Here is a 21,025-nt window from a genome sequence, read left to right on the forward strand (position 1 = left end):
TTTGTCTTTTTGCGAAACTTATTCTACCTGACCGTTTACTGTTCTTTCCCACGAGTACTTTCCCCGAAAGTGTCATAGCGGGTTACATACTATAAAAAGGGCAAGACAGACCGTAATGGTTTGTCTTGCCCTTAACTTCTTTATAAAGCCATGCCCTTATGGCGGAGCTCTTTTTTATTTGGCCAGCATAGCGGCTACAAAGGCCCGCGCATCCGCCAGGTCCGTCCCGTCGGGGTGGGACAGGGCCTGGTCATAGGCCCGGAGCATGTTCTCCAGCCGGGCGTCGCCGGGCTTCTCCTTGAGCTGAGTCTCATACCGGGCCCGGACGGCAGGGGGCATCCGCCCCGGACAGAACCAGGTACCCAACACCTGATTTTCCTCCGGCACCTCCGCCCGGAACCGGTCGGAGAGAGAGGCAAAATACATCTCAGACAGGCCAAAACCCGCCGTGCCGAACAGGGCCACCCGCTTCCCGTGGAGTCCCTGCAAAAACTCCTTTACCACCGGGGCACAGGTGCCCTTGTCCGTCCAGGAGCCCACAAAGATCAGCTCCGCCTTCCCCACGTCCCGGGGCAGCGGGCCGAAGGCCACAATCTCATGGCCCTGACATCCCTCGCGGATGGCCTGGGCAATCTGGGCGGTGTTGCCCGTCTCGCTGGCGTATACAATGGCAATTTTCATCATGTCCTCCTCTGAAAAACGGCGGGCGGCCACAAGGGCCGTCCCTGCGGTGGCAATAACGCAATACGCTGTCCGGCGGGATTGATCCCCAACTGGCGGAAGCCCCGCTTTATTTGCTATGCAAAAGCATCGCAGAATTGGCCATACGCCCGCTTACAGCGGCACGGCCATGGGATGACAGCGCGTAGGCCGGTACGGCCCACATGCACAAACACTTCATGCGCCTGAGCCTTTGCACCGTTTCGTGGCGCGCCCTGTGCACATGAAGTGTTATGTACGGCGCAAGCGCCGCCCCGCTAGAGCGGGGCCCCAAGGGCTTATTTATATTTTCTGCTCTCCGCAACCGCCAGCTCGTCACAGCGGTTATTATGGGGATTATCCGCGTGGCCCTTGACCCAGTGGAGACGGACGGTGTGGCGCTCGCACAGCGCGAGAAGCCGCTCCCACAGGTCAGGGTTGAGGGCCGGCTTCTTGTCCGACTTGATCCACCCACGGGCCCTCCAGCCCTTGGCCCAGCCCTTCTGCAGGGCGTCAATGACGTACTTGGAATCGGAGTAGAGCTCCACCTCACAGGGCTCCTTCAGCGCCTCCAAGGCAGTGATGACGCCAGTAAGCTCCATCCGGTTGTTGGTGGTGTGGGGCTCCCCGCCGGAGAGCTCCTTGCGGAACTCCCCGTATTGCAGGATGGCCCCCCACCCCCCGGGGCCCGGATTGCCCGAACACGCCCCGTCGGTATAGATCGTGACTGTTTTCATAAATCTCCTATGGCCTTCCCCTGGGGGAAGGTGTCCCGCAGGGCCGGATGAGGGGAGCGCCGCCCTGACCTGCCGGTCAATGGCAGCGCACACACCTTCAAAATTTTGTTTGATTTCCAGGTTGGTAAAGCGCAGGACTCTTATTTTTTCAACCTCTTGCAAATAGGCTGTCCGAATCTTATCCTGCTCCGGACCATTCCCCTCATAATGCTGGGAGCCGTCCAATTCAATGGCTAATTTCGCTTTATGGCAATAAAAATCTACAATATAGGGGCCAAATGGTTTTTGCCGGAGAAATTGGACCGGATAAGTCCGCAAAAAATCATACCACAAATGATTTTCCTCTTTTGTGGCGTTTTTGCGCAGTTCCTGGGCACGGGTAAGGGGCTTTTCCTTCTGTTCCATATTCGTACTATTCCCCTCATCCGCCCCAGTGTGCGCACTGGGGCACCTTCCCCCAGGGGAAGGCCCTATTGATCCACCTTGGGATGCTCCTCCGGCCACTGACAGCGGAAGTAAAGGCCCTTTTCGTGAAAGACGCTGTACACCCCCACCACGGCCGCGGCGGCCAAAACCAGAAGCCAGACCACACCCACGATACCCAGGTAGAAGAAATCCCTCTGCCCCAGGAAGAACACGATCAGGCGTACCGCGGCGGCGGCCAGCCCTCCGCCCAGAACACGGCTCAAGATGATCCTCACCCTGCCGGGGGCGCGGGCCATCTGCACATATCTCATGCTCTGCTCCTCCCTGCCGTTCAGGGGTCATCCGGGAACTGCCGGCGCTTTTCCCCCTGCGGCCCGTGGCTTACGCCTGTTCCGGGCCGCCGGCGGGAGTCTCCCCTTCAGCGGCCTCCTCTTCCTCCTCGTGGTCGGTACGGGCGAAGGAGATCACCTTGACCCCCTCCTCCAAATTCATGATCTTGACGCCCTGGGCGGTGCGGCCGTAGGTGGAGATGCCGGCGGCCGCCATGCGGATGATCACGCCGGCATCGTTGATCACCAGCACGTCGTCCCCGTCGCTGACCACCTTGACCCCCACCACGGGGCCGGTTTTCTCGGTGACATTATAGCCCTTCAGTCCAAATCCGCCCCGCTTCTGGGGCCCGTCGGCGCGGATATACTCGTCCATGTCGGTGCGCTTGCCGTAGCCGTTTTCGGTGATCATCAACACCTGATGGTCCCGCTTGGCCCGGGCGGCCCCCACCACGTAGTCGCCGGGGCGCAGGTTGATGCCCCGGACGCCGGCGGCGTCACGGCCCATGCAGCGCACGTCGGTCTCCTTAAAGCAGATGGCCATGCCGTCGTGGGTGACGATCAGGATGGCCTGGTCGCCGTCGGTCTCCCGCACGCAGATGAGCTCATCCCCCTCGTCCAGGGTGATGCAGCGGATGCCCGCCTTGCGTGCAGTGTAGATGGAGGAGAGCTGGATGCGCTTGACGGTGCCGCTGCGGGTGACCATCACCAGATAGCGGTCCTCGGGGAATTCCCGCAGGTGGATCATGGCGGTGACCTTTTCATCCTGCTCGATGGGCAGCACATTGACCAGGTTGGTGCCCCGGGCGGTGCGGCCCGCCTCGGGGATCTGATAGCCCTTCTTGCGGTGGACCCTGCCCTTGTTGGTGAAAAAGAGAATGAAATCGTGGGTGGAGGCGGTGAACACGGTGTCCACATAGTCCTCCTCCTTGGTGGACATGGCGGTAATGCCCTTGCCGCCCCGGCGCTGGGCCTTGTAGGTGGAGGCGGCGGTGCGCTTGATGTAGCCGCCGGCGGTGAGGGTGAAGACGCACTCCTCCTCCTCGATGAGATCCTCGATGTCGATCTCGTCCTCCACGTCCTGGATCTCGGTCACCCGGTCGTCGCCGTACCTGTCCCGGATGGCGGTAAGCTCGTCCTTGAGCACGCCGCGGATCTTCTCCTCACTGGAGAGCAACTCATTGAAGTAGGCGATGCGCGCCTCCAGCTCCTTGTATTCGTTTTGCAGCTTCTCCTTCTCCAGCCCCTGGAGCCGCTTGAGCTGCATGTCCAGGATGGCCTGGGCCTGCACGTCGCTGAGGCCGAAGCGGTTCATCAGGTTCTCCTTGGCGTCGTCGTAGCTCTCCCGGATGGTCTGGATCACCGCGTCGATGTTGTCCTCGGCAATGAGCAGGCCCTCCAGCAGATGGGCCCGCTCCTGGGCCTTGCGCAGATCGTAGCGGGTGCGGCGGACGATGACCTCCTCCTGGAAGGCGATGTACTCGTCCAGGATGTGGCGCAGGGAGAGAATCTTGGGCTGGGGCTGGCCGCCGGACTGCACCAGGGCCAGCATATTGATGGCGAAGGTGGTCTGGAGCTGGGTCTGTGCAAACAGGCGGTTGAGCACCACCTGGGGATTGGCGTCCCGCTTGAGCTCGATGACCACCCGCATGCCGTTGCGGTCGGACTCATCCCGGATGTCGGAGATGCCCTCCAGCCGCTTGTCCTCCACCTGGTCGGCCATATTTTTGATGAGCATGCGCTTGTTGACCTGGTAGGGGATCTCGGTGACGATGATGCGGGTGCGGTTGTTGCCGAACTCCTCAAACTCGGTGCGGGCCCGGACGCACACCCGGCCCCGGCCGGTGGCGTAGGCCGCCCGGATGCCGGAGCGGCCCATGATGATCCCCCTAGTGGGGAAGTCGGGGCCCTTCACGTGCTCCATCAGGTCGGACAGCTCCGCCTCCGGGTTGTCCAGAACGCAGATTGTGGCATTGATCACTTCCCGCAGGTTGTGGGGCGGAATATTGGTGGCCATGCCCACGGCGATGCCGGAGGAGCCGTTGACCAGCAGATTGGGGAACCGGGAGGGCAGTACCCGGGGTTCCTTCCGGCTCTCGTCGAAGTTCGGGTCCCAGTCCACCGTGTCCTTCTCGATCTCCCGCAGCATCTCGTCGGAGATCTTGGCCATGCGGGCCTCAGTGTAACGGTAGGCGGCCGGGGGATCGCCGTCGATGGAGCCGAAGTTTCCGTGGCCGTCCACCAGGGGGTAGCGCATGGAGAAATCCTGAGCCAGGCGCACCAGGGCGTCGTACACCGAAGCGTCGCCATGGGGGTGCTAGCGGCCCAGCACGTCGCCCACGCAGGTGGCCGACTTCTTGAAGGGCTTGTCCGCGGTCAGGTTGTCCTCATACATGGCGTAGAGAATGCGCCGGTGGACCGGCTTCAGGCCGTCCCGCACGTCGGGCAGCGCCCGGCCCACGATGACGCTCATAGCGTACTCGATGTAGCTCTGCTCCATCTCGTGCACCAGATAGGAGGTCTCTATCTTCTGGTCTGGAAACCGGATTTCCTCCGGATCATACTGTGGCTTTTTACTCATGTATCTGCCTCACAATCTTCGTGATAGGGTGGTTCACGGCGGGCGGCCGCACGGGCCGCCCCCACAAATTGCGGGTGGGCGTTTCGCTGTTCCCGGCGATTTTTTTCTTTGTAGGGCGGATGCCTTCCTCCGCCCGTTTTTCGTTGTCTGGGCGGCACCGGAACGTCGGGCCGATGTGGGCATCGGCCCCTACGATACGCGTTCCGGGCACGTTGTCCGTTCCCCAATCCCTTAATAGTCCAGGTTGACGGCGTACTTGGCGTTACGCTCGATGAACTCCTTGCGGGGCTCCACCTTCTCCCCCATGAGGACGGTGAAGGTCTGGTCGGCCCGGACAGCGTCGTCCAGCTCGATGCGCTTGAGGGTGCGCCGCTCCGGGTCCATGGTGGTCTCCCACAGCTCATGGGGGTTCATCTCACCCAGGCCCTTGAACCGGGAGATGTCCACCTTGGCGTTTGGATTGTCCCCCCGCAGCTCGGCGGAGATGGCGTCCCGCTCCTCCTCGGAGAAGGCCAGGCGGGTGGTCTTGCCGCGGCTGAGCTTGAACAGGGGGGGCACGGCGGCGTAGACATAGCCATGCTCAATGAGGGGCCGCATGAAGCGGAAAAAGAAGGTGAGCAGGAGCGTGCGGATGTGGGAGCCGTCCACGTCGGCATCGGCCATGATGATGACCTTGTGGTAGCGCAGCTTCTCTAGATCGAAGTCGTCCCCGATGCCCGCGCCCAGGGCGGTGATGACGGGGGTGAGCTTGTCGTTGCCGTAGACCTTGTCGGCCCGGGCCTTCTCCACGTTGAGCATCTTGCCCCACAGGGGGAGGATGGCCTGGAAGCGGGAGTCCCGGCCCTGGGTGGCCGAGCCGCCGGCGGAGTCGCCCTCGACGATGTAGAGCTCGGTGAGCTCCGGGTTGACCTCGTTGCAGTCCCGCAGCTTGTCCGGCATAGCGGCTCCGCCCAGGGCGGTCTTGCGGCGGATGGACTCGCGGGCCTTGCGGGCGGCCTCCCGGGCCCGGTTAGCCATGAGGGCCTTGTCCAGAATGGCGCGGCCCACCGCCGGGTTCTCCTCCAGATACTCGGAGAGCTTGTCGGTGACAATGTTGTTGACCAGGGTGCGGATCTCGCTGTTGCCCAGCTTGGCCTTGGTCTGGCCCTCGAACTGGGCCTCGGTCAGCTTGACGGAGATGACGCAGGCGATGCCCTCCCGGCAGTCCTCGCCGGACACCTTTTCATCGTCCTTGAGAATCTTCATCTTCTTGCCGTAATTATTGAGCACCGTGGTCAGGGCCCGCTTGAAGCCCTCCTCGTGCATGCCGCCCTCCGGGGTGTGGACGTTGTTGGCGAAGGAGACGATGTTCTCGCTGTACCCGTCGTTGTACTGGAAGGCCACCTCCGCCATAGCGTCGTCCTTCTGTCCCGCCATGTAGACCACATCGGGGTGGACCGGGTCCTTGGACTGGTTGAGGAAGGACACAAACTCCCGGATGCCGCCGGCGTAGTGCATGGTGTCCTCCTGCTCCCGGCCGGGGCGCTCGTCCACGGTGTGGATGCGCAGGCCGGCGTTGAGGAAGGCCTCCTCCCGCATGCGGGTGTGGAGGGTGTCGTAGCTGTACTCGGTGATCTCAAACATCTCGGGGTCGGGCTTGAACACCACCTCGGTGCCGTGGCGGTCTGTGTCACCCACCACCTGCATGGGCTGGGTCACCTTGCCCCGGGAGAACTTCATCTCGTAGACCTTGCCCTCCTTGTGAACCCGCACTTCCAGCCACTCGGACAGGGCGTTTACCACGCTGGCGCCCACACCGTGGAGGCCGCCGGACACCTTATAGCCGCCGCCGCCGAATTTGCCGCCGGCGTGGAGGATCGTGAACACCACCTCCAGGGCGGGCAGGCCGGTCTGGGGCTGGATATCCACGGGAATGCCGCGGCCGTTGTCGATGACGGTGATGATGTCCCCCTCTCCGATCTTGACGGTAATCTCGTCGCAGTAGCCGGCCAGGGCCTCGTCGATGGAGTTGTCCACGATCTCGTACACCAGGTGGTGCAGGCCGCTCTCCGACGTGGAGCCGATATACATGCCGGGGCGCTTGCGGACGGCCTCCAGGCCCTCCAGCACCTGGATCTCAGAGCCGCCGTACTCGTGCTCCACCTGGGTAGTGCTGTTCTCGAATTCTTCAGACATTTGAAAACCTCCATTGGGATATCCGGGCGGCCAGGGGCCGCCCCTGCGGCCCCGCCGCAGGAGCCGCCTCCGGCGGCCCGTTTGGGTTGTTTATTCGAAGCTGTTGTTCTCCGCCCGCCGGAGCAGCGTGGCGGTGGACAACTGGGAGAGATAGACGGTGGCCTCCCCGCCCGCCGGGCGGCAGAGGACAAACGACTTGGGCAGATCCTCGGCCACATTGACTACCTGCCCAGCCTGCTCGGCCCGCTCCAGGAACCTGCGGGTCAGGTGGGAGGCGCTGGTGTTGTCCAGATCAAAGAGGGCGAGCACGTCCCGGTAGGGTACCACAACGCCCTGGCCCAGATGCAGATACATTCAGCGCGCCCCCTTATCCTTCACCACCCGCGGGCCCCACAGCCGTTTCCACAGCCGCCAGCCCGCCAGCAGGCCCAGCAGGGCAAACAGCGCCGGCAATCCCGGCACAAAGAGCAGTTGGGTCAGCGGAGACTGGTCGGACTCCCAAACTCCGGCCCGCCCCACAGCCACCGCAGCCGTCAGCGCGACGGCCGCCGCCGGGGGAAGCAGCTTCCACCAACGCCGCCGGGTCAGCCGGCACACCAGATATTCTGCAATCAGCCCCGCCAGAAAGGGCAGCGCACAAAAGATACCGATAATAATGGGCATATGCTTCTCCTTGGATGCGTCCATGTGTGGAATGAAGGATTGCACGGGCCGCCGTTATCCCGCCCTATATGGGCAGGGGGTACGGACACCTTCCCCTATGGCTTCAGCGCCCCGCCGTGAATGTGGAAGACCTTCCCCTCCTCCAGACCCTCCAGCCGGGCGTCCTCGCAGCAGGTGATGAACACCTGCCCGCCGTTGATGCGCCGGAGCACGAACTCCTGCCGCCGGGCGTCCAGCTCGCTGAGCACATCGTCCAGCAGCAGCACCGGCCACTCGCCGGTCTCCTGATAAAAGATCTCCCGGGAGGCCAGCTTGAGGGACAGCGCCGCGGTGCGGGTCTGCCCCTGGGAGGCGAAGGTCTTGGCGCTCATGCCGTTCAGCTCCACGGTGAGATCGTCCTTGTGGGGGCCGGAGAGGCACTGGCGGGACTCCAGCTCCGCCTTCCGGTGGCTCTCCTGATGGGCCAGGAGCTGGGGGAGGATGCTCCGGGGGCTGTCCTCCGGGTCGGTGACGGTGGATACCGTCTCATAGGCCAGGCCCAGCTTCTCCCGCCCGCCGGAAAAGTCCAGATGGATGGGGGGTGTCACCTCCCGCAGGCGCTTGACGAAGTGGGCCCGGTAGTGGATCAGCAGGGCCCCGGTCTGGGCCATGCGCAGGTTGAACTCGTCCAGGGTGTCCAGCAGGGAGGGGTGCTCCTCCCAGTCCCGGAGTATGCGGACCTTATGCTCGTAGAGGCGGCGATACTCCGCCAGGGCCTCGGCGTACTTGGGCCGGAGCTGGCAGATACACCCGTCCAGGAACCGCCGCCGGGTAGCCGCTCCCTCCCGGATGAGGTAGAGGTCCTCCGGGCAGAAGAGCACGGTGTTGAGCACGCCGGACAGCTCCCCGGCGGACTTGAGGCGCACCCCGTTGGAGTAGAGCTGCCGCCGCACCCCCCGGCCCAGACGGGCCTCCAGGGTGAAGTCCCGCCCACGGGCGGATACCTCCGCCTTCACAAAAGCATGGTCCACGCCGAACTGGATGAGCTCCCGGTCGTACCGGGCCCGGTGGGAGGAGGCGGTGGACAGATAGGCCACCGCCTCCAGCAGATTGGTCTTTCCCTGGGCGTTCTCGCCGTAGATGACGTTGACCTCCGGGGAAAAACGGGCGTCAAGGTGGACGTAGTTGCGAAAAAAATCCAGGGCAATGGAGTGGACAATCATACCACTTTCAGTGTCACGCCGTCCAGCGAAACGGTGTCGCCGGGGCGGATTTTCCGGCCCCGCATGGTGCAGGTCTCGCCGTTGACCAGCACCTCGCCGTCCTGTATGCGCTCCTTGGCCTCTCCGCCGGTGCCCGCCAATCCCTCAAACTTGAGCAGGGCGTCCAGCTTGATGAATTCCGTGGTGATTTTGACTTGCCGTTGTTCCATAGTTCGTTCCTCTCTCAGTCAGGGGTGGTGAGGGCCTCCAGCAGCCGGTAGACCTCCGGCAGGGCCTTTTTCAGCGCCACCGGCCGGCCCTTGGCCCGGTCATAGAAGAAGTGGCCGGAGGTGCCCTCCGCCTTCAGCTCCCCGGTGGACGCCTCCCGCATCTCGTAGCCCAGCTCCAGCTTGGCCGGGGACAGGCGACGGATGAATACCGTGATGGCCAGCTCCTCGCCGAAGCGGGTCATGGCCCGGTATTTGCAGGAAATGTCCGTCAGGGCGAAGTCGATACCCGCCTCCACCGCCCTGGCGTAGGGGAAGCCGAGCTGATCCATAAAATCGGTGCGGGCCTCCTCCATCCAGCGGACGTAATTGCCGTGCCAGATGATGCTCATGCCGTCGGTCTCGTAGAACTGGGGCCGGCGAAGGTAGGGCTTGATCTCCATGCTCACTCGCCCGCCTTCAGCCGCACGGGCAGCACCATGTAGAGGAAGTTCTCCTCCCCCTCGGTGGGCAGGATGACGCAGGGGGACACGCCGGTGGTCAGCTCCAGCCGCACTTTGTCCGCCGGGGCGGCCTTGAGGGCGTCCATCAGGTACTTGTTGTTGAAGCCGATCTCCAGCCCGCCGCCGTCGCCGCTGAGGGGGCACTCGTCATAGGCGTCGCCAATGGCGGTTTTGGTGGAGATTTTCAGCAGATTGCTGTCAAATACGCAGCGCAGGGGACTTTTCAGCTTGTCGCTGATGATGAGGGACACGCGGTCGATGGAGGAGAGCAGGGCGCGGGTGTCACCCTCCACATGAATGGTGTTGTTGCGGGGGATGGCCTGGCGGTAGGCCAGGAATTCGCCCTCCAGCCGGCGGGACACCAGCATGGTGTCCCCCACCTTGAACATCACGTGGCGGGCGCCCTGGGTGACGGAGGCCGGCTCGTCCACGTCGCTGCAAATTTTTTCCACTTCGGACAGGGCCGTGCCGGGCACTACGAAGGAGAAGGTCTCCGCTCCTTCCTTCTTGTCGATGGACTCGTGGCGGAGGGCCAGGCGGTAGCCGTCCACCGACACGATGGTCAGCCCCTCGCTGTCCACCTCAAACAGGGAGCCGGTGTGGATGGGGCGGCTTTCGTTGTCGCTGACGGCGAAAAGGGTTTGGCTGATCATGGCTTTTAGCCTGGATTGCGGTAGAATCAGGGAATTTTGGTATTCTACGGTGGGCAGCTCGGGAAATTCTTCCGGATCGGTGCCCAGAATGTTGAATTCGCTCATACCACACTTGATGTTGACCATATAGTTTTCTGATTGAAAGGTGACGATATCATCGGGCAGCTTGCGGACAATTTCACCAAATAGGCGTGCGCCCAGCACCAGAGTGCCCTCCTCCCGGATGTCGGCAGGGACAATGGTGCGGATGCCAGTCTCCAGGTTGTAGCCGGTGAGGCGGAGGTCGCTGCCGGCCTCCAGCAGAATCCCTTCCAGAGCGGGAATGGAGCTTTTGGGAGATACTGCTCTGGATGTGGTGGAGATGGCGGCCTGTAGCAGAGCTTTTTCGCAGGAAAATTTCATGATTGGTGACCTCCATTTTGTAGTGAGTGTGCGTGAATCCCCGGAGAAAGGGGAGAATGAGATCGTAATAGTAAGCCGTAGGGGAAAATGATGTGGAAAAACGGCGGAATCCGCTGGGGGGGAAGGGCTCCCGTTTCCACAGGGGGTGGGGATGTTTTTGTCGCCTTTCCACCGATGAGGACGAAGGGATGGATTTTTCCACACAGGGTTGTCCACATCTTCACAAAATACCGTGGAAATGTGGACAGAACGGTCAATTATTCGTAGCGGGCATTGATGTTGGCGTTGATGTCCTTGATAACCTCGGCAATCTCCGGGTTGGTCTTAGTCAGCTTCTCGATTCGGTCAATGGAGTGCATGACGGTGGTGTGGTCGCGGCCTTCGAACTCCTTGCCGATCTCCTTGAGGGAGAGGTTGGTCATGCGGCGGATCTGGTACATGGCGATCTGCCGGGCCAGGGCGGTGTCCTTGGTGCGGCCCTGCCCCCGGAGGGCGTCGGCGTCGATGTTGTAGAACTTGCTCACCTCGTCGATGATGATGTCCGGCGAGGGCAGGAAGTCGGCCTTGTCCTTGAACATGTCCCGCACCGCCCGGGTTACGGTGTCCACGTCCACGCTCTCCCCCATCAGCTCCTGGAAGGCAAGGATTTTGTTGACCGTGCCCTCGATCTGCCGCACGTTGGAGGTGATGTTCTCCGCGATATACTGGAGCACCGGGTCGGGCAGGTTCATGCCGCGCCGGATGGCCTTGTTTTTGATGATGGCCACCCGGGTCTCGTAGTCGGGCGGCTGGATGTCCACGGGCAGGCCCCACTCGAACCGGGTGCGCAGCCGGTCGTCCAGCCGCAGCATCTCCTTGGGCGGCCGGTCGGCGGTGAACACGATCTGTCGGCCTGCTTCGTACAGGGTGTTGAAGGTGTGGAACATCTCCTCCTGGGTGGACTCGCGGCCGGCGATGAACTGCACGTCGTCCATGAGGAATACGTCCGCCGAGCGGTACTTCTCCCGAAATTCGGGGTTGCGCCCCTCACGGATGGCCTGGATGAGCTCGTTGGTGAAGGAGTCGCCCTTAATATAGACGATCCGGTAGTCCGGGTGGTTCTGGTGGATCTTGTGGGCGATGGCGTACAGCAGGTGGGTCTTGCCCAGGCCGGACTCGCCGTAGATGAACAGGGGGTTGTAGGTCTGGGCGGGCCGCTCGGCCACCGCCTGGGCCGCCGCGTGGGCGAATTTGTTGGACGCGCCCACCACGAACCGCTCAAAGGTGTACTCCTCGGTGCCCGGCAGAAAGACATCGTCGGTTTTTTTCTTGCCGAAGTCCTCCAGCTCGCCCTCTCCCAGGACTACCACCTCGAAGTCGGCGGAGAAGAGCTCGTGGAGCGCCTTCTGGATCACGGGCAGATAGCGGGCCATGATGATGTCCCGCTTGAAGTTGGAGGGGGTGTGGAGCACAAACCGGTTGGCGTCCAGCGCCACGGGGGTGGCGTCGTCAAACCAGGTGTTGATCGTGGTGGCGGTCATATCCCCCTCCATGAGGGAGAGCACCTTGGGCCAGATATCGGCCGGGAAATTCACGGAAAGACCACCTCTTTCGGAAAATATCAATAGCACTTTATTATACCAAAAAATTGCCTTAAAAGCAACGTATACTACTAAAAAAAGAATCTCTTTTTTTAAAGATTTCTCCACCGGGCCGGGATCGGCGCTGCTTCCCCGTTACCTGCTTGGGACTGGGGGCTGCGGCCCCGGAACCCCATGGAGCCGGGCGGCGGTACGTTGTACGATGGCGGCAAGACTTGAAGGCGGTTGCGGCCCGTATCGGCCGGCGCGTGTCGATGCTTTGCCTGACGGCCCCGGCGGATTACCCACCCAATTTGGCGGCATGTGCGCTGTACTTGCCTGGGCAACGCCACCCCGGACTGCGGTGCGCCGGACTTGCCGCGGTCCCTGTTCCCCGCTCTGCCGGAAATGCCGCCGGGCTCCGCCCGGCCTGTTTTTTACCTCTATGGTCCCCTATGCGCCTACCCTCCGCGCTTCTCTGTCACGCTGCGGCTGCTGCGCGACGCCACACTGCTTACCCCTCCGCGAAAAACACCTTGCGCCTGCGGCGCAACTGCTTTTTCGTCTGCGGGGTGCGCTGTGCGGCTGCTCCGCCCGCCTCCGCGCTTCTGCGTAGGGGCGGCCCTAGTGGCCGCCCGGCCGAAGCCTGGGACGGGGAGGAAAGAGGCGGGCGGGGACAAGTCCCGCCCCTACGGGTGAGTGTTGGCCGAGCGGGCCCAATGGGCACAAGATGTAGTACCCGGCGCGGAAGCAGGCCCAAACCGCAAAAAAGATTGCAAAAATGGTGTTGACAGGCTATTTTGAGATAGGCTATAATATCATCTGCATCGTGCAGGCCTGCACGGTGTAAAGCAGTTTACTTTGACGACCGCAGCCGGAAGGCTGTTGTGGTGGGCGGCCCTGCCGCCGGATTACAGTACAGGAGGTGTACCGACATGGTCCGTACCTATCAGCCCAAGAAGCGCCAGCGCTCCAAGGAGCACGGGTTCCGTAAGCGTATGCGTACCGCCAACGGCCGCAAGGTCCTGGCTCGCCGCCGCGCGAAGGGCCGCGCCCGTCTGACCCACTAATGGGTCCGCGAATGGAATAGGGCTTTCAGAAGGGGCGGGGGAGTTTTCCCACCGCCCCTGCGCAGCATACGGAGAAATCGAGGAGGCGGCAGGCGTGGAGCACACCGTTTCGCTGAAATTCAATCACGTGTTCCGCCGCCTGTACGGAAGGGGCAAGAGCGCGGTGAATCCGTGCCTGGCCGTCTACTGCCGGAAGAACAACCTGGGCTACAGCCGCCTGGGTCTGACGGTGGGGGTCAAGCTGGGCAAGGCCGTGGTGCGCAACCGCACCCGCCGCCGAATCAAAGAGGCCTACCGCATCCATGAGGGGGCTTTTTTCCCCGGCTACGACATCGTGGTGGTGGCCCGGGTGCGGGCCGCCCACAGCCGTTACCGGGAGTTGGAGCGCTCGCTCCTGTCTCTGGCGGACAAGCTCGGCCTGCTCCGGAAGGAGGGGGCCTGATTGAAGCGCCTGCTTCTGGCCTTGATCCGGGGCTACCGCACGTACATCTCTCCCTCCCGTCCCCCCTGCTGCCGGTTTATCCCCACCTGCTCGGCCTATGCCCTGGAGGCGGTGGAGAAATACGGGGCGTGGAAGGGGGGCTTTCTCGCCCTGCGCCGTATCCTCAAATGTCAGCCCTTCCACAAGCAGGTTTCCATTGAGTACGATCCGGTCCCGTAAGGGGCTCAAACTGAACTTGGAGGCGCGCAAATGGATTTTGCACAGATTATCCTCTCCCCCTTTGTGTGGCTGCTGACCTTCTTTTACAATTTTTTCGGCAGTTACGGCATCGCATTGATCTTATTCGCGGTCGTTGTCAAGCTTATCCTGTTCCCGTTTGCGCTGAAGGGCAAGCGGAGCATGATTCAGATGAACATGCTTCAGGGCAAGATGCAGAAGCTGCAGAAGCAGTACGGCAGAGACCGTGAGCGCTATAATCTGGAGGTCCAGAAGCTTTATGAGCGGGAGAAGGTCAACCCCATGGGCGGCTGCCTGTGGTCTTTTCTCCCTCTGCTGATTCTGATTCCCCTGTACGCCATCATCCGCCAGCCCATTAAGTATATGATGGGCATCAACGATGTGGAGATACTCAACCAGATTGCCCAGGTGGTGGACTGGAACTCCATTGCGGTGAGCAACGGCTGGATCAAGGAGGCCGGCGAAGCTTTCTCCAATGTGGGCTATAACCAGCTTTACCTGTCCTCCCTGATCACCCCGGAAAACCTGGAGGCGGTCAAGGCCGCTGTGGGCGAGGTGGGCAGCCGGATTTTCGCCGTCAACTTTGATTTCCTGGGCCTGGTGGATCTGGCCCGTATTCCAACTCTGAAATTCTGGACCGTGGCGGGCGGCTTCGCCCTGTTCCTGCTGCCCGTGGTGTCCGCCGGTTCCAGCCTGGTGTTTTCCTTCATCTCCATGAAGACCAACGCCGTCAACCAGCAGGCCGCCCAGGCGGGGAACAACGCCAGCATGAAGTCCATGATGATCATTTCCCCCCTGATTTCTCTGTGGATCGGCTTCTCCATGCCCGCCGCCCTGTGCCTGTACTGGATTGCCCAGAACCTGTTGAGCATGGTGCAGGAGTTCATCTGCGGCAAGCTGCTCAAAAAGGACTACGAGAAGGCCGCCGCCGCCCGGGCCGAGCAGGAGCGCCTGGAGAAGGAGGAGGAGAAGGAGGAGCGCCGTCGCAAGGCCGAGGAGCGCGCCCGCCGGATCGAGGAGGCCAAGCTCAATAAGGGCAAGAAAAAGAAGACCGAGAAGAAGCACGACGAAGACGAGGACAAGATCCCCGGCTCCGTCAAGGAGCACAGCCGCGTGGGCCTGCGCCAGTATGCCCGCGGACGGGCCTACGACCCCTACCGCTACAGCGAGGAGGGTCCCACCGCCTACCCCGGAGAGGCCCCCATCTTCCCGCCCAGATCTGACTCCCGCGCGCTGAAGCGGGAGGCCCATGAGATCGAGGAGGAGCTGCGGGAGATCCACACCGACGAGGCCATTGAGGACGCCATTCTGGAGGAAAAGGCCCTGGAGGCCCCTGTCCAGGAGGAGACGGAGGTTGTCTCCGCCGGGGAGGAGTCCGAGGCCCCCTACGCCGAGGAGTCCGAGGCTGAGGACGACACCGACAAGACAAAGGAATAACGGCCCTGCCGTGGATTCATAAGGAGAGATGCCCATTATGCTGAAATGGATCGAGAGCACCGGCAAGAGCGAGGAGGCCGCCATCGAGGCCGCCCTGCAGAAGCTGGGCATGGACCGGGATGAGGTCTCCGTGGAGATTCTGGAGCGGGCCAAGTCCGGATTTTTAGGCATCGGGAGCTGCCCGGCCAAGGTCAAGGTGAGCTATGAGGCCCCCGACGAGCCGGAGGAGCGCCCCGCTCCGGCGGAAGTTACCCCTGCCGAGGCGGAGCTGGTCAAGGCGGCGGAGCCCGCCGTCCGGGAGGAGGCCCCCTCCCCCGCCGCCCCTGTGGCCGAGGGGGAGAAGGCGGAGCGCATCGACGCCTTTCTCACCGGCCTGCTGGCCCAGATGGGGACCGAGGCCAGACCCGTCATCCGCGTGGACGAGAACGGAACCTATCAGGTGGAGCTGGTGGGCCGGGAGCTGGGCGGCCTGATCGGCCGCCGGGGCGAGACCCTGGACGCCATCCAGCAGCTCACCGGCTACGCCGTCAACCACGGCCAGTCCAAGCGGGTCCGTATTCATGTGGACGCCGAGGGCTACCGGGCCAAGCGGGAGGAGTCCCTGGTCCGCCTGGCCCAGAAGGTGGCCGGTAAGGTGGTCAAATACCGCCGCAACGTCACCCTGGAGCCCATGAACGCCTATGAGCGCCATGTGATCCACACCGCCCTCCAGGAGACCCCGGACATCACCACCTACTCCATCGGCACTGAGCCCAACCGCCGCACGGTGGTGGCGTACAGCCGGGGCGAGCACCGCTGACTCAGAGAGAGCGGCGCTTTGCGGAGACGGTTATGACAAATGGAAAGGGCGCCCGTCGGGGCGCCCTTTTTCCACAAGCGAGGAAGTATGTGTGAATAAAACGGAACTGCTGAATAAGCTGGCCCGGGACAACGGGGAGCGGCTGCTCCTGGCCCGGGCGCTGGACAAGCTGGAGCTGGCCCGGCAGCGGAACATACCGACCTGTACCGGCTTTTTATCCCCACAGGAGCGGGCGAGTGTGGAAAACCTGCTCAACGCCTGCGGCCATCCCCGCCACATCTTCTTCGGCGGGTACGAGGGAGCGGAGCGCACCGTATGCGCCTTCCTGCCCGACTGGCAGGAGGCGGAGGACTGGCAGGGGGACGGGGAGAGCTGTCCCGTCCGCGCCCTGCGGTGCACCTGGAGCGGCGGCCAAAAGCTTACCCACCGGGATTTCCTTGGCTCCATCCTTGGCCTGGGCCTGGACCGGGAGAAGGTGGGCGATCTGCTGGTGACCGACGGGCGCTGTGACGTGCTGGCGCTGGAGGAGGTCGCCGACTTTCTGGTGTTCCACATGGAGCAGGCGGGGCGTGTAAAACTCAAGTGCTCCCCTCTGCCCCTGGACCGGCTGGAGCCCCCGGCGGTGGAGACCAGAACCATTCGGGACACCGTCAGCTCCCTGCGGCTGGACGCGGTGGCCGCCTCCGGCTTCTCCCTGTCCCGGGGCAAGGCCGCCGACCTGATCGCCTCCGGCCGGGTGCAGCTCAACCACCGGGAATGTGTCAAGCCCGACCACGCCGTGGCCCAGGGGGACGTGCTGAGCTGCCGGGGGCTGGGCAAGTGCGTGCTCACAGAGGTGGGCGGCCCGTCCAAAAAGGGGCGTATTCTCATCGTATTGGAGCGGTATGTATAATGGAACAGGCAAAAATCGACCGGATCAATGCCCTGGCCAAAAAGGCCAAAAGCCCTGAGGGCCTCACCCCGGAGGAGACGGCGGAGCGGGACCGGCTGCGGCGGGAGTATATCGCCGCCTACCGGGCCAGCCTGGTGAGCCAGTTGGAAAACACCTATATCGTGGAGCCCGACGGCACCAAGCATAAGCTGGGGAAAAAGCCGTGAAAAAAGGCCGCCCCTCCCAACGGAGGGGCGGCCTTTCCGGCACATCGGAGGTCAAAAAACACGTATCGCAATCCACGTGCCCAGGGCGAGCTGCACCAGCAGCAGGGCGGGCAGGCCGTACCTGAAATACCAGTGGCGGGTCTTGTGCCGGAAGGTCCACATGCCCAGGAGGGCCCCCGGCGTGCCGCCCAGCAGGGCTACGCAGAAGAAGGCCCTCTCGGGCACCCGCCAGCGGTCGTGCCTGGCCTTCCACTTGTCCACACCCATGAGGGCAAAGTCCAGGAGGCTGGCGCACAACACCCAGAGCAGAAAATACTTCATGCCGGGTCCCCCAGGGCGGCCACAAAGCCGCCCCGCCGCTTGGTGGTCTCGTACCAGAGCCTTAGATCGATGCGCAGTGCGCTGCCGCTGTCCAGAATGACCGCCGTGGTGTCCTCCAGAGCGGTGATGGTGACCCAGTGCCAGTAATCCAGCTCCTTCACCCTGCCGTTGTGGAGGTTGAGGAAGGCCACGGGACAGTCCCGCTCCAGGGCGCGGCGGACAAAGGCCTCGACCTGCTCATAGGGCGGGCGCTTGGTGCGGGCGGAGGGGAATACGAACAGGCCGGGGGTCAGGGTGAGGCCCCGGGCGGCGGCAAAGGAGGCCATGCCCTCCGCCATCTGCTCCGGCCGGTTGAGACCGTGGGAAACAGGGGTCACGTGCTCCCACACCCGGCACATCAGGCCGGTGAAGGAGGCGCGGTCCATGGCCCCCTCCGGGTAGAGGGGGGCCAGCTCCGGCCGGGTCCGGGCCAGATAGGAGAGGATGACGGCGGCGGCGGTGGGGCCGCAGCCCGCCCGCTGCTGCCACAGATCGGGAAACCAGTCCTGATCCGCCCCGTGGGTCACGGCCCCGTCAGGGCCGGTGATATCCATCCACGCGGGATGGGCGATGGAAACATGCGCGCTCAAGGTCACATCTGCCTTTCTTTTTGGGTTGACTGTGCCCAGTATAACACCCGCCGCCCGGCCCGTCAAAGGTTGTCTTTCCGCCGGGGGCGTGCTATACTGTCCGGGTACGAAACAAAAAGGAGTGTACCGCCATGTCCCAGCTCTCTCTCACCGAGGGAAATGTCAGGCGGGCGTTAAGCCGCTTTGCCATCCCCTTCCTCGGTGCTTCCCTGCTGCAATTTCTGTACGGCGCGGTGGACCTGATCGTGGTGGGACAGTTTGCCGACCAGGCGGGCATCGCCGCCGTGTCCACCGGCAGCCAGGTCATGCAGGCGGTGACCAATTTTATTATCGGCCTGTCCACCGGCGGTACGGTGCTGGTGGGGCAGTACCTGGGCGCCCGGCGGGGGGAGGACGTAAACCGGGCCATCGGCACCCTGTTTTCCCTCTTTGCCCTCATCGCCGTGGTCCTGGCGGCCGCCTTCGCCCTGTCCACCAACGCCATTGTGGCGCTGATGCAGGTGCCCGCCGCGGCGGCGGCGCCCGCCCGGCAGTACCTGTTTATCTGCGCCTGCGGCCTGGTGTTCATCACCGGCTACAATATGGTCAGCGGCGTGCTCCGGGGCCTGGGGGACTCCAAGCGGCCCATGTACTTCGTGCTGGTGGCCTGCATCATCAACATCGTGGGGGATCTTCTGCTGGTGGGAGTGTTCGGCCTGGGGGCGGCGGGGGCCGCCCTTGCCACCGTGGCTGCCCAGGGGGTGAGCCTGGCCCTGGCCCTGGCGGTACTCCGCCGCCGGGACTTCCCCTTTGATTTTAAGCGGCGTTCCTTTCGGATTCAGGGGGACAAGGCGGCCCGCATCCTCCGCCTGGGCCTGCCTGTGGCGGTGCAGAATGTGCTGGTTACCCTCTCTTTTCTTATCATCACCGCCATTGTAAACCACATGGATGTTCTGGCCCAATCCGCCGCTGTGGGCCTGGTAGAGCGCATCACCGGCTTTATCATGCTCTTCCCCATCGCCTTCCAGTCGGCTATTTCCGCCATGACCGCCCAGAATATGGGTGCGGGCCGCCCCGACCGGGCCCGGCAGGGGCTGAAATACGGTATCCTGTTTTGTCTGGCGGCCGACATCGCCATGTTTGTCCTGGTTCAGCTTGTCCCGGGGCTGGCCATGCGGCTGTTCACCCCCGATGCCGAGGTGATCTACCACGGGGTGCTCTACCTGCGCACCTACAGCATCGACTGCATTCTGGTCACCTTTGTGTTCACCCTCAACGGTTTTTACAGCGGCTGCGGCCGCACCGGCTTCACCCTGTTCAACAGTTTGGCATCCACCTTCCTGGTACGGGTACCGGCGGTATTTTTCATCAGCCTGCTCCCCGGTGTCACTCTGCTGCACATCGGTGTGGCCGCGCCGGCGGCCTCCGCCATCCAGGTGCTCCTCCAGCTCCTCTACTTCCGCACCGGCCGGTGGAACCACTCGGTTCTGGGGGAGGCGCAGACATGACCGCCGAAGTGCTGGCCTTCCTGGGAGGCGCTCCGGGCCCCATTTCCCTCTTTGAGGCATGGGAGGAGGCCGTCCTGGCCTGCGGGGAGAGCGCCATGAAGGTGTCCAAAACCCAGATTTCCTGGGGAAACCCCCTTCAGTTCGCCGTTCTCTCCCAGCCCCGGCGGGCTGCCCAGCGGCGGGCCGGGGCTCTGATGGCTACCCTGGGGCTGGGCCGCCGGGTGGAGCACCCCCGCATCCTCCAGGCCGTGGAGCCCTATCCCGGCCGCTGGACCCACCATCTGCTCCTGACCGCGCCGGAGGACGTGGACGGGCTGCTGGCGGCCTGGCTGGCCGAGGCCTACCGCTTTGCCAGGGAAAAACAGAGGCGCGCCTGATCCCAGGCGCGCCTCTGTGCGATTGGCAATAAACCCTCCTGCTAAAACGTTCGGAGGGAGGGATAGTGTGAAAGGGAACCGTCAGGGTTCCCTTTCGCGTTGTATCAAACAACTTTATGAAACTTCAAAAAAGTTTCATAAAGTTCAGCAGCCTGTCGAAAAAACTTTTTCGACAGGCTGGCAGAGGCGCGCCTGATTTCAGGCGCGCCTCTGTTTGGATATGTCAGGGACGCAGGCCGCTGCCGCCCTGCATGGTGATGGTCTCGCCGGAGATATACTTGGCATCCTCTGAGCACAGGAACACAGCGGTGCGGCCGATGTCCTTCTCCGGGTCGCCGAAGCGGCCGGCGGGGATACCCTTGATGGTCTGCTCGTATACCGCCGGATACTCCTCCCGCCACTTCTTGAGGGCGTCGGTCATCACCAGGGGGCAAATGAGGTTGCAGTTGATGCCGTCGGGGCCCCACTCGGTGGCGGCCACACGGGTCATGCCCCGGATGCCCTCCTTGGCTGCGGCGTAGGAGGACTGGCCGGGCTTGCCGAACAGGCCCGCGCCGGAGGCGAAGTTGACCACGGAGCCCTTCGTCTCCTTCAGGTAGGGGTAGCAGTGCTTCATATAGAAGAAGGCGGCGTACAGGCCGGAGTAGATGGCCTGATCAAACTGCTCCTTGGTGTGCTCGGCCAGGGGGACGCCGGAGGCCGAGTTCTGGGCGTTGTTGATTAAAAAGTCGATGCGGCCGAAGGTGTCTGCCGCCTGCTGAACCACGGCGGCCACCTGCTCCTCCACGCCGCCATCGGCCTGGCAGGCCAGCACCTTCACGCCGCAGAGCCGCTCCAGCTCCTCCTTGGCGTCGTCCAGCTTCTTGGTGTTCCGGCCGGTGATCACCAGATTGCAGCCCTCCTTGGCGAAGGCGGTGGACAGGCCGTAGCCGATGCCGCCGCCCTTGCCGCCGCCGGTGATAATCGCTACTCTGCCGTCAAACTTACCCATAT

Annotated in this window: 23 protein-coding genes and 2 pseudogenes; 9 read left to right on the plus strand and 16 right to left on the minus strand. The window is 63.1% G+C overall.

Going from position 1 to position 21,025, the window contains the following annotated elements; all coding sequences use genetic code 11:
- Window positions 1-174: 174 nt before the first annotated feature.
- From bilS to dnaA, 13 genes and pseudogenes are all read right to left on the minus strand, one after another.
- Window positions 175-681 carry a flavodoxin family protein BilS gene (gene bilS / locus HMPREF0372_RS08410; protein WP_039996985.1) on the minus strand — a complete coding sequence of 169 codons (507 nt, stop codon included), beginning with the start codon at window positions 679-681 and terminating at the stop codon, window positions 175-177.
- Between the two features lie 317 nt (window positions 682-998).
- Window positions 999-1,436 carry a ribonuclease HI gene (gene rnhA / locus HMPREF0372_RS20550; protein ID WP_024723929.1) on the minus strand — a complete coding sequence of 146 codons (438 nt, stop codon included), beginning with the start codon at window positions 1,434-1,436 and terminating at the stop codon, window positions 999-1,001.
- Between the two features lie 78 nt (window positions 1,437-1,514).
- Window positions 1,515-1,841 (minus strand): annotated as a pseudogene (locus HMPREF0372_RS20555) (endonuclease domain-containing protein); the annotation flags it as partial.
- Window positions 1,842-1,906: 65 nt separating this feature from the next.
- The gene (locus tag HMPREF0372_RS08420) at window positions 1,907-2,173 is read right to left on the minus strand and encodes a hypothetical protein (protein ID WP_007490835.1); all 267 of its coding nucleotides are present in this window, start codon (window positions 2,171-2,173) and stop codon (window positions 1,907-1,909) included.
- A 70-nt stretch (window positions 2,174-2,243) separates the two neighbouring features.
- A pseudogene (gene gyrA, locus HMPREF0372_RS08425) lies at window positions 2,244-4,772 on the minus strand (DNA gyrase subunit A).
- A 231-nt stretch (window positions 4,773-5,003) separates the two neighbouring features.
- Complete coding sequence (gene gyrB / locus HMPREF0372_RS08430; protein WP_007490841.1) at window positions 5,004-6,947, minus strand: DNA topoisomerase (ATP-hydrolyzing) subunit B; 1,944 nt, start codon at window positions 6,945-6,947, stop codon at window positions 5,004-5,006.
- A 90-nt stretch (window positions 6,948-7,037) separates the two neighbouring features.
- A complete protein-coding gene (gene remB / locus HMPREF0372_RS08435; protein ID WP_007490844.1) occupies window positions 7,038-7,301 on the minus strand; it encodes an extracellular matrix regulator RemB in 264 nt (87 codons plus the stop codon).
- Window positions 7,302-7,610: a hypothetical protein gene (locus HMPREF0372_RS08440; protein ID WP_009257122.1), complete on the minus strand. Its 309-nt coding sequence runs from the start codon at window positions 7,608-7,610 to the stop codon at window positions 7,302-7,304.
- 95 nt (window positions 7,611-7,705) lie between these two features.
- Window positions 7,706-8,812, minus strand: a complete 1,107-nt coding sequence (recF, locus tag HMPREF0372_RS08445) for a DNA replication/repair protein RecF (RefSeq protein ID WP_007490850.1) — start codon at window positions 8,810-8,812, stop codon at window positions 7,706-7,708.
- Window positions 8,809-9,021 (minus strand): RNA-binding S4 domain-containing protein, encoded by a 213-nt coding sequence (locus HMPREF0372_RS08450; RefSeq protein ID WP_007490852.1) that lies wholly within the window; start codon window positions 9,019-9,021, stop codon window positions 8,809-8,811. The genes recF and HMPREF0372_RS08450 overlap by 4 nt, the downstream gene beginning before the upstream one ends.
- 14 nt (window positions 9,022-9,035) lie before the next feature.
- The gene (locus HMPREF0372_RS08455; RefSeq protein WP_007490853.1) at window positions 9,036-9,461 is read right to left on the minus strand and encodes an acyl-CoA thioesterase; all 426 of its coding nucleotides are present in this window, start codon (window positions 9,459-9,461) and stop codon (window positions 9,036-9,038) included.
- Between the two features lie 2 nt (window positions 9,462-9,463).
- On the minus strand, window positions 9,464-10,576 hold the full coding sequence (gene dnaN, locus HMPREF0372_RS08460; RefSeq protein ID WP_007490856.1) for a DNA polymerase III subunit beta: 1,113 nt from the start codon (window positions 10,574-10,576) through the stop codon (window positions 9,464-9,466).
- Between the two features lie 257 nt (window positions 10,577-10,833).
- Window positions 10,834-12,150 carry a chromosomal replication initiator protein DnaA gene (gene dnaA / locus HMPREF0372_RS08465; RefSeq protein ID WP_009257125.1) on the minus strand — a complete coding sequence of 439 codons (1,317 nt, stop codon included), beginning with the start codon at window positions 12,148-12,150 and terminating at the stop codon, window positions 10,834-10,836.
- A gap of 920 nt (window positions 12,151-13,070) precedes the next feature.
- Between dnaA and rpmH the strand changes: the two genes are divergently transcribed.
- From rpmH to HMPREF0372_RS08500, 7 genes are all read left to right on the plus strand, one after another.
- Window positions 13,071-13,205, plus strand: a complete 135-nt coding sequence (gene rpmH, locus HMPREF0372_RS08470) for a 50S ribosomal protein L34 (RefSeq protein ID WP_006570963.1) — start codon at window positions 13,071-13,073, stop codon at window positions 13,203-13,205.
- Between the two features lie 94 nt (window positions 13,206-13,299).
- A complete protein-coding gene (gene rnpA / locus HMPREF0372_RS08475) occupies window positions 13,300-13,647 on the plus strand; it encodes a ribonuclease P protein component (protein WP_007490867.1) in 348 nt (115 codons plus the stop codon).
- Window positions 13,648-13,866, plus strand: a complete 219-nt coding sequence (yidD, locus tag HMPREF0372_RS08480) for a membrane protein insertion efficiency factor YidD (RefSeq protein ID WP_007490869.1) — start codon at window positions 13,648-13,650, stop codon at window positions 13,864-13,866.
- Window positions 13,867-13,896: 30 nt separating this feature from the next.
- Entirely contained in the window at window positions 13,897-15,321 is a 1,425-nt protein-coding gene (locus HMPREF0372_RS08485; protein ID WP_007490872.1) for a YidC/Oxa1 family membrane protein insertase, read from the plus strand.
- Between the two features lie 37 nt (window positions 15,322-15,358).
- The gene (gene jag / locus HMPREF0372_RS08490) at window positions 15,359-16,120 is read left to right on the plus strand and encodes an RNA-binding cell elongation regulator Jag/EloR (RefSeq protein WP_039996991.1); all 762 of its coding nucleotides are present in this window, start codon (window positions 15,359-15,361) and stop codon (window positions 16,118-16,120) included.
- 91 nt (window positions 16,121-16,211) lie between these two features.
- Window positions 16,212-17,012 carry a YlmH family RNA-binding protein gene (locus HMPREF0372_RS08495; RefSeq protein ID WP_007490876.1) on the plus strand — a complete coding sequence of 267 codons (801 nt, stop codon included), beginning with the start codon at window positions 16,212-16,214 and terminating at the stop codon, window positions 17,010-17,012.
- Window positions 17,012-17,218, plus strand: a complete 207-nt coding sequence (locus HMPREF0372_RS08500) for a DUF896 domain-containing protein (protein WP_007490878.1) — start codon at window positions 17,012-17,014, stop codon at window positions 17,216-17,218. Before HMPREF0372_RS08495 ends, HMPREF0372_RS08500 begins: the two co-directional genes overlap by 1 nt.
- 51 nt (window positions 17,219-17,269) lie before the next feature.
- On the opposite strand, the gene HMPREF0372_RS08505 is transcribed toward HMPREF0372_RS08500, so the two are convergent.
- Both HMPREF0372_RS08505 and HMPREF0372_RS08510 read right to left on the minus strand, forming a co-directional pair.
- A complete protein-coding gene (locus HMPREF0372_RS08505; protein WP_007490880.1) occupies window positions 17,270-17,539 on the minus strand; it encodes a DUF1294 domain-containing protein in 270 nt (89 codons plus the stop codon).
- Window positions 17,536-18,174, minus strand: a complete 639-nt coding sequence (locus HMPREF0372_RS08510) for a hypothetical protein (protein WP_009257132.1) — start codon at window positions 18,172-18,174, stop codon at window positions 17,536-17,538. The genes HMPREF0372_RS08505 and HMPREF0372_RS08510 overlap by 4 nt, the downstream gene beginning before the upstream one ends.
- 125 nt (window positions 18,175-18,299) lie before the next feature.
- On the opposite strand from HMPREF0372_RS08510, the gene HMPREF0372_RS08515 reads away from it, so the two are divergent.
- Both HMPREF0372_RS08515 and HMPREF0372_RS08520 read left to right on the plus strand, forming a co-directional pair.
- Complete coding sequence (locus HMPREF0372_RS08515) at window positions 18,300-19,655, plus strand: MATE family efflux transporter (RefSeq protein WP_007490883.1); 1,356 nt, start codon at window positions 18,300-18,302, stop codon at window positions 19,653-19,655.
- Window positions 19,652-20,032 (plus strand): DUF5655 domain-containing protein, encoded by a 381-nt coding sequence (locus HMPREF0372_RS08520; protein ID WP_007490885.1) that lies wholly within the window; start codon window positions 19,652-19,654, stop codon window positions 20,030-20,032. Before HMPREF0372_RS08515 ends, HMPREF0372_RS08520 begins: the two co-directional genes overlap by 4 nt.
- Window positions 20,033-20,255: 223 nt before the next feature.
- On the opposite strand, the gene HMPREF0372_RS08525 is transcribed toward HMPREF0372_RS08520, so the two are convergent.
- Window positions 20,256-21,023 carry an SDR family NAD(P)-dependent oxidoreductase gene (locus HMPREF0372_RS08525; protein ID WP_007490888.1) on the minus strand — a complete coding sequence of 256 codons (768 nt, stop codon included), beginning with the start codon at window positions 21,021-21,023 and terminating at the stop codon, window positions 20,256-20,258.
- Window positions 21,024-21,025 lie beyond the last annotated feature (2 nt).

Origin of the sequence: Flavonifractor plautii ATCC 29863 (assembly GCF_000239295.1) — a bacterium.
Lineage (GTDB): Bacteria > Bacillota > Clostridia > Oscillospirales > Oscillospiraceae > Flavonifractor > Flavonifractor plautii.

Excerpts from the sequence above, each read along its gene's own strand:
- jag (WP_039996991.1), top strand. The coding sequence starts at position 15,359 with ATGCTGAAATGGATCGAGAGCACCGGCAAGAGCGAGGAGGCCGCCATC.
- HMPREF0372_RS08520 (WP_007490885.1), top strand. The coding sequence starts at position 19,652 with ATGACCGCCGAAGTGCTGGCCTTCCTGGGAGGCGCTCCGGGCCCCATT.
- HMPREF0372_RS08500 (WP_007490878.1), top strand. The coding sequence starts at position 17,012 with ATGGAACAGGCAAAAATCGACCGGATCAATGCCCTGGCCAAAAAGGCC.
- HMPREF0372_RS08440 (WP_009257122.1), bottom strand. The coding sequence starts at position 7,610 with ATGCCCATTATTATCGGTATCTTTTGTGCGCTGCCCTTTCTGGCGGGG.
- HMPREF0372_RS08455 (WP_007490853.1), bottom strand. The coding sequence starts at position 9,461 with ATGGAGATCAAGCCCTACCTTCGCCGGCCCCAGTTCTACGAGACCGAC.
- HMPREF0372_RS08485 (WP_007490872.1), top strand. The coding sequence starts at position 13,897 with ATGGATTTTGCACAGATTATCCTCTCCCCCTTTGTGTGGCTGCTGACC.
- rpmH (WP_006570963.1), top strand. The coding sequence starts at position 13,071 with ATGGTCCGTACCTATCAGCCCAAGAAGCGCCAGCGCTCCAAGGAGCAC.
- HMPREF0372_RS08505 (WP_007490880.1), bottom strand. The coding sequence starts at position 17,539 with ATGAAGTATTTTCTGCTCTGGGTGTTGTGCGCCAGCCTCCTGGACTTT.
- HMPREF0372_RS08420 (WP_007490835.1), bottom strand. The coding sequence starts at position 2,173 with ATGAGATATGTGCAGATGGCCCGCGCCCCCGGCAGGGTGAGGATCATC.
- recF (WP_007490850.1), bottom strand. The coding sequence starts at position 8,812 with ATGATTGTCCACTCCATTGCCCTGGATTTTTTTCGCAACTACGTCCAC.
- HMPREF0372_RS08450 (WP_007490852.1), bottom strand. The coding sequence starts at position 9,021 with ATGGAACAACGGCAAGTCAAAATCACCACGGAATTCATCAAGCTGGAC.
- rnhA (WP_024723929.1), bottom strand. The coding sequence starts at position 1,436 with ATGAAAACAGTCACGATCTATACCGACGGGGCGTGTTCGGGCAATCCG.
- remB (WP_007490844.1), bottom strand. The coding sequence starts at position 7,301 with ATGTATCTGCATCTGGGCCAGGGCGTTGTGGTACCCTACCGGGACGTG.
- dnaN (WP_007490856.1), bottom strand. The coding sequence starts at position 10,576 with ATGAAATTTTCCTGCGAAAAAGCTCTGCTACAGGCCGCCATCTCCACC.
- bilS (WP_039996985.1), bottom strand. The coding sequence starts at position 681 with ATGAAAATTGCCATTGTATACGCCAGCGAGACGGGCAACACCGCCCAG.
- HMPREF0372_RS08525 (WP_007490888.1), bottom strand. The coding sequence starts at position 21,023 with ATGGGTAAGTTTGACGGCAGAGTAGCGATTATCACCGGCGGCGGCAAG.
- HMPREF0372_RS08515 (WP_007490883.1), top strand. The coding sequence starts at position 18,300 with ATGTCCCAGCTCTCTCTCACCGAGGGAAATGTCAGGCGGGCGTTAAGC.
- gyrB (WP_007490841.1), bottom strand. The coding sequence starts at position 6,947 with ATGTCTGAAGAATTCGAGAACAGCACTACCCAGGTGGAGCACGAGTAC.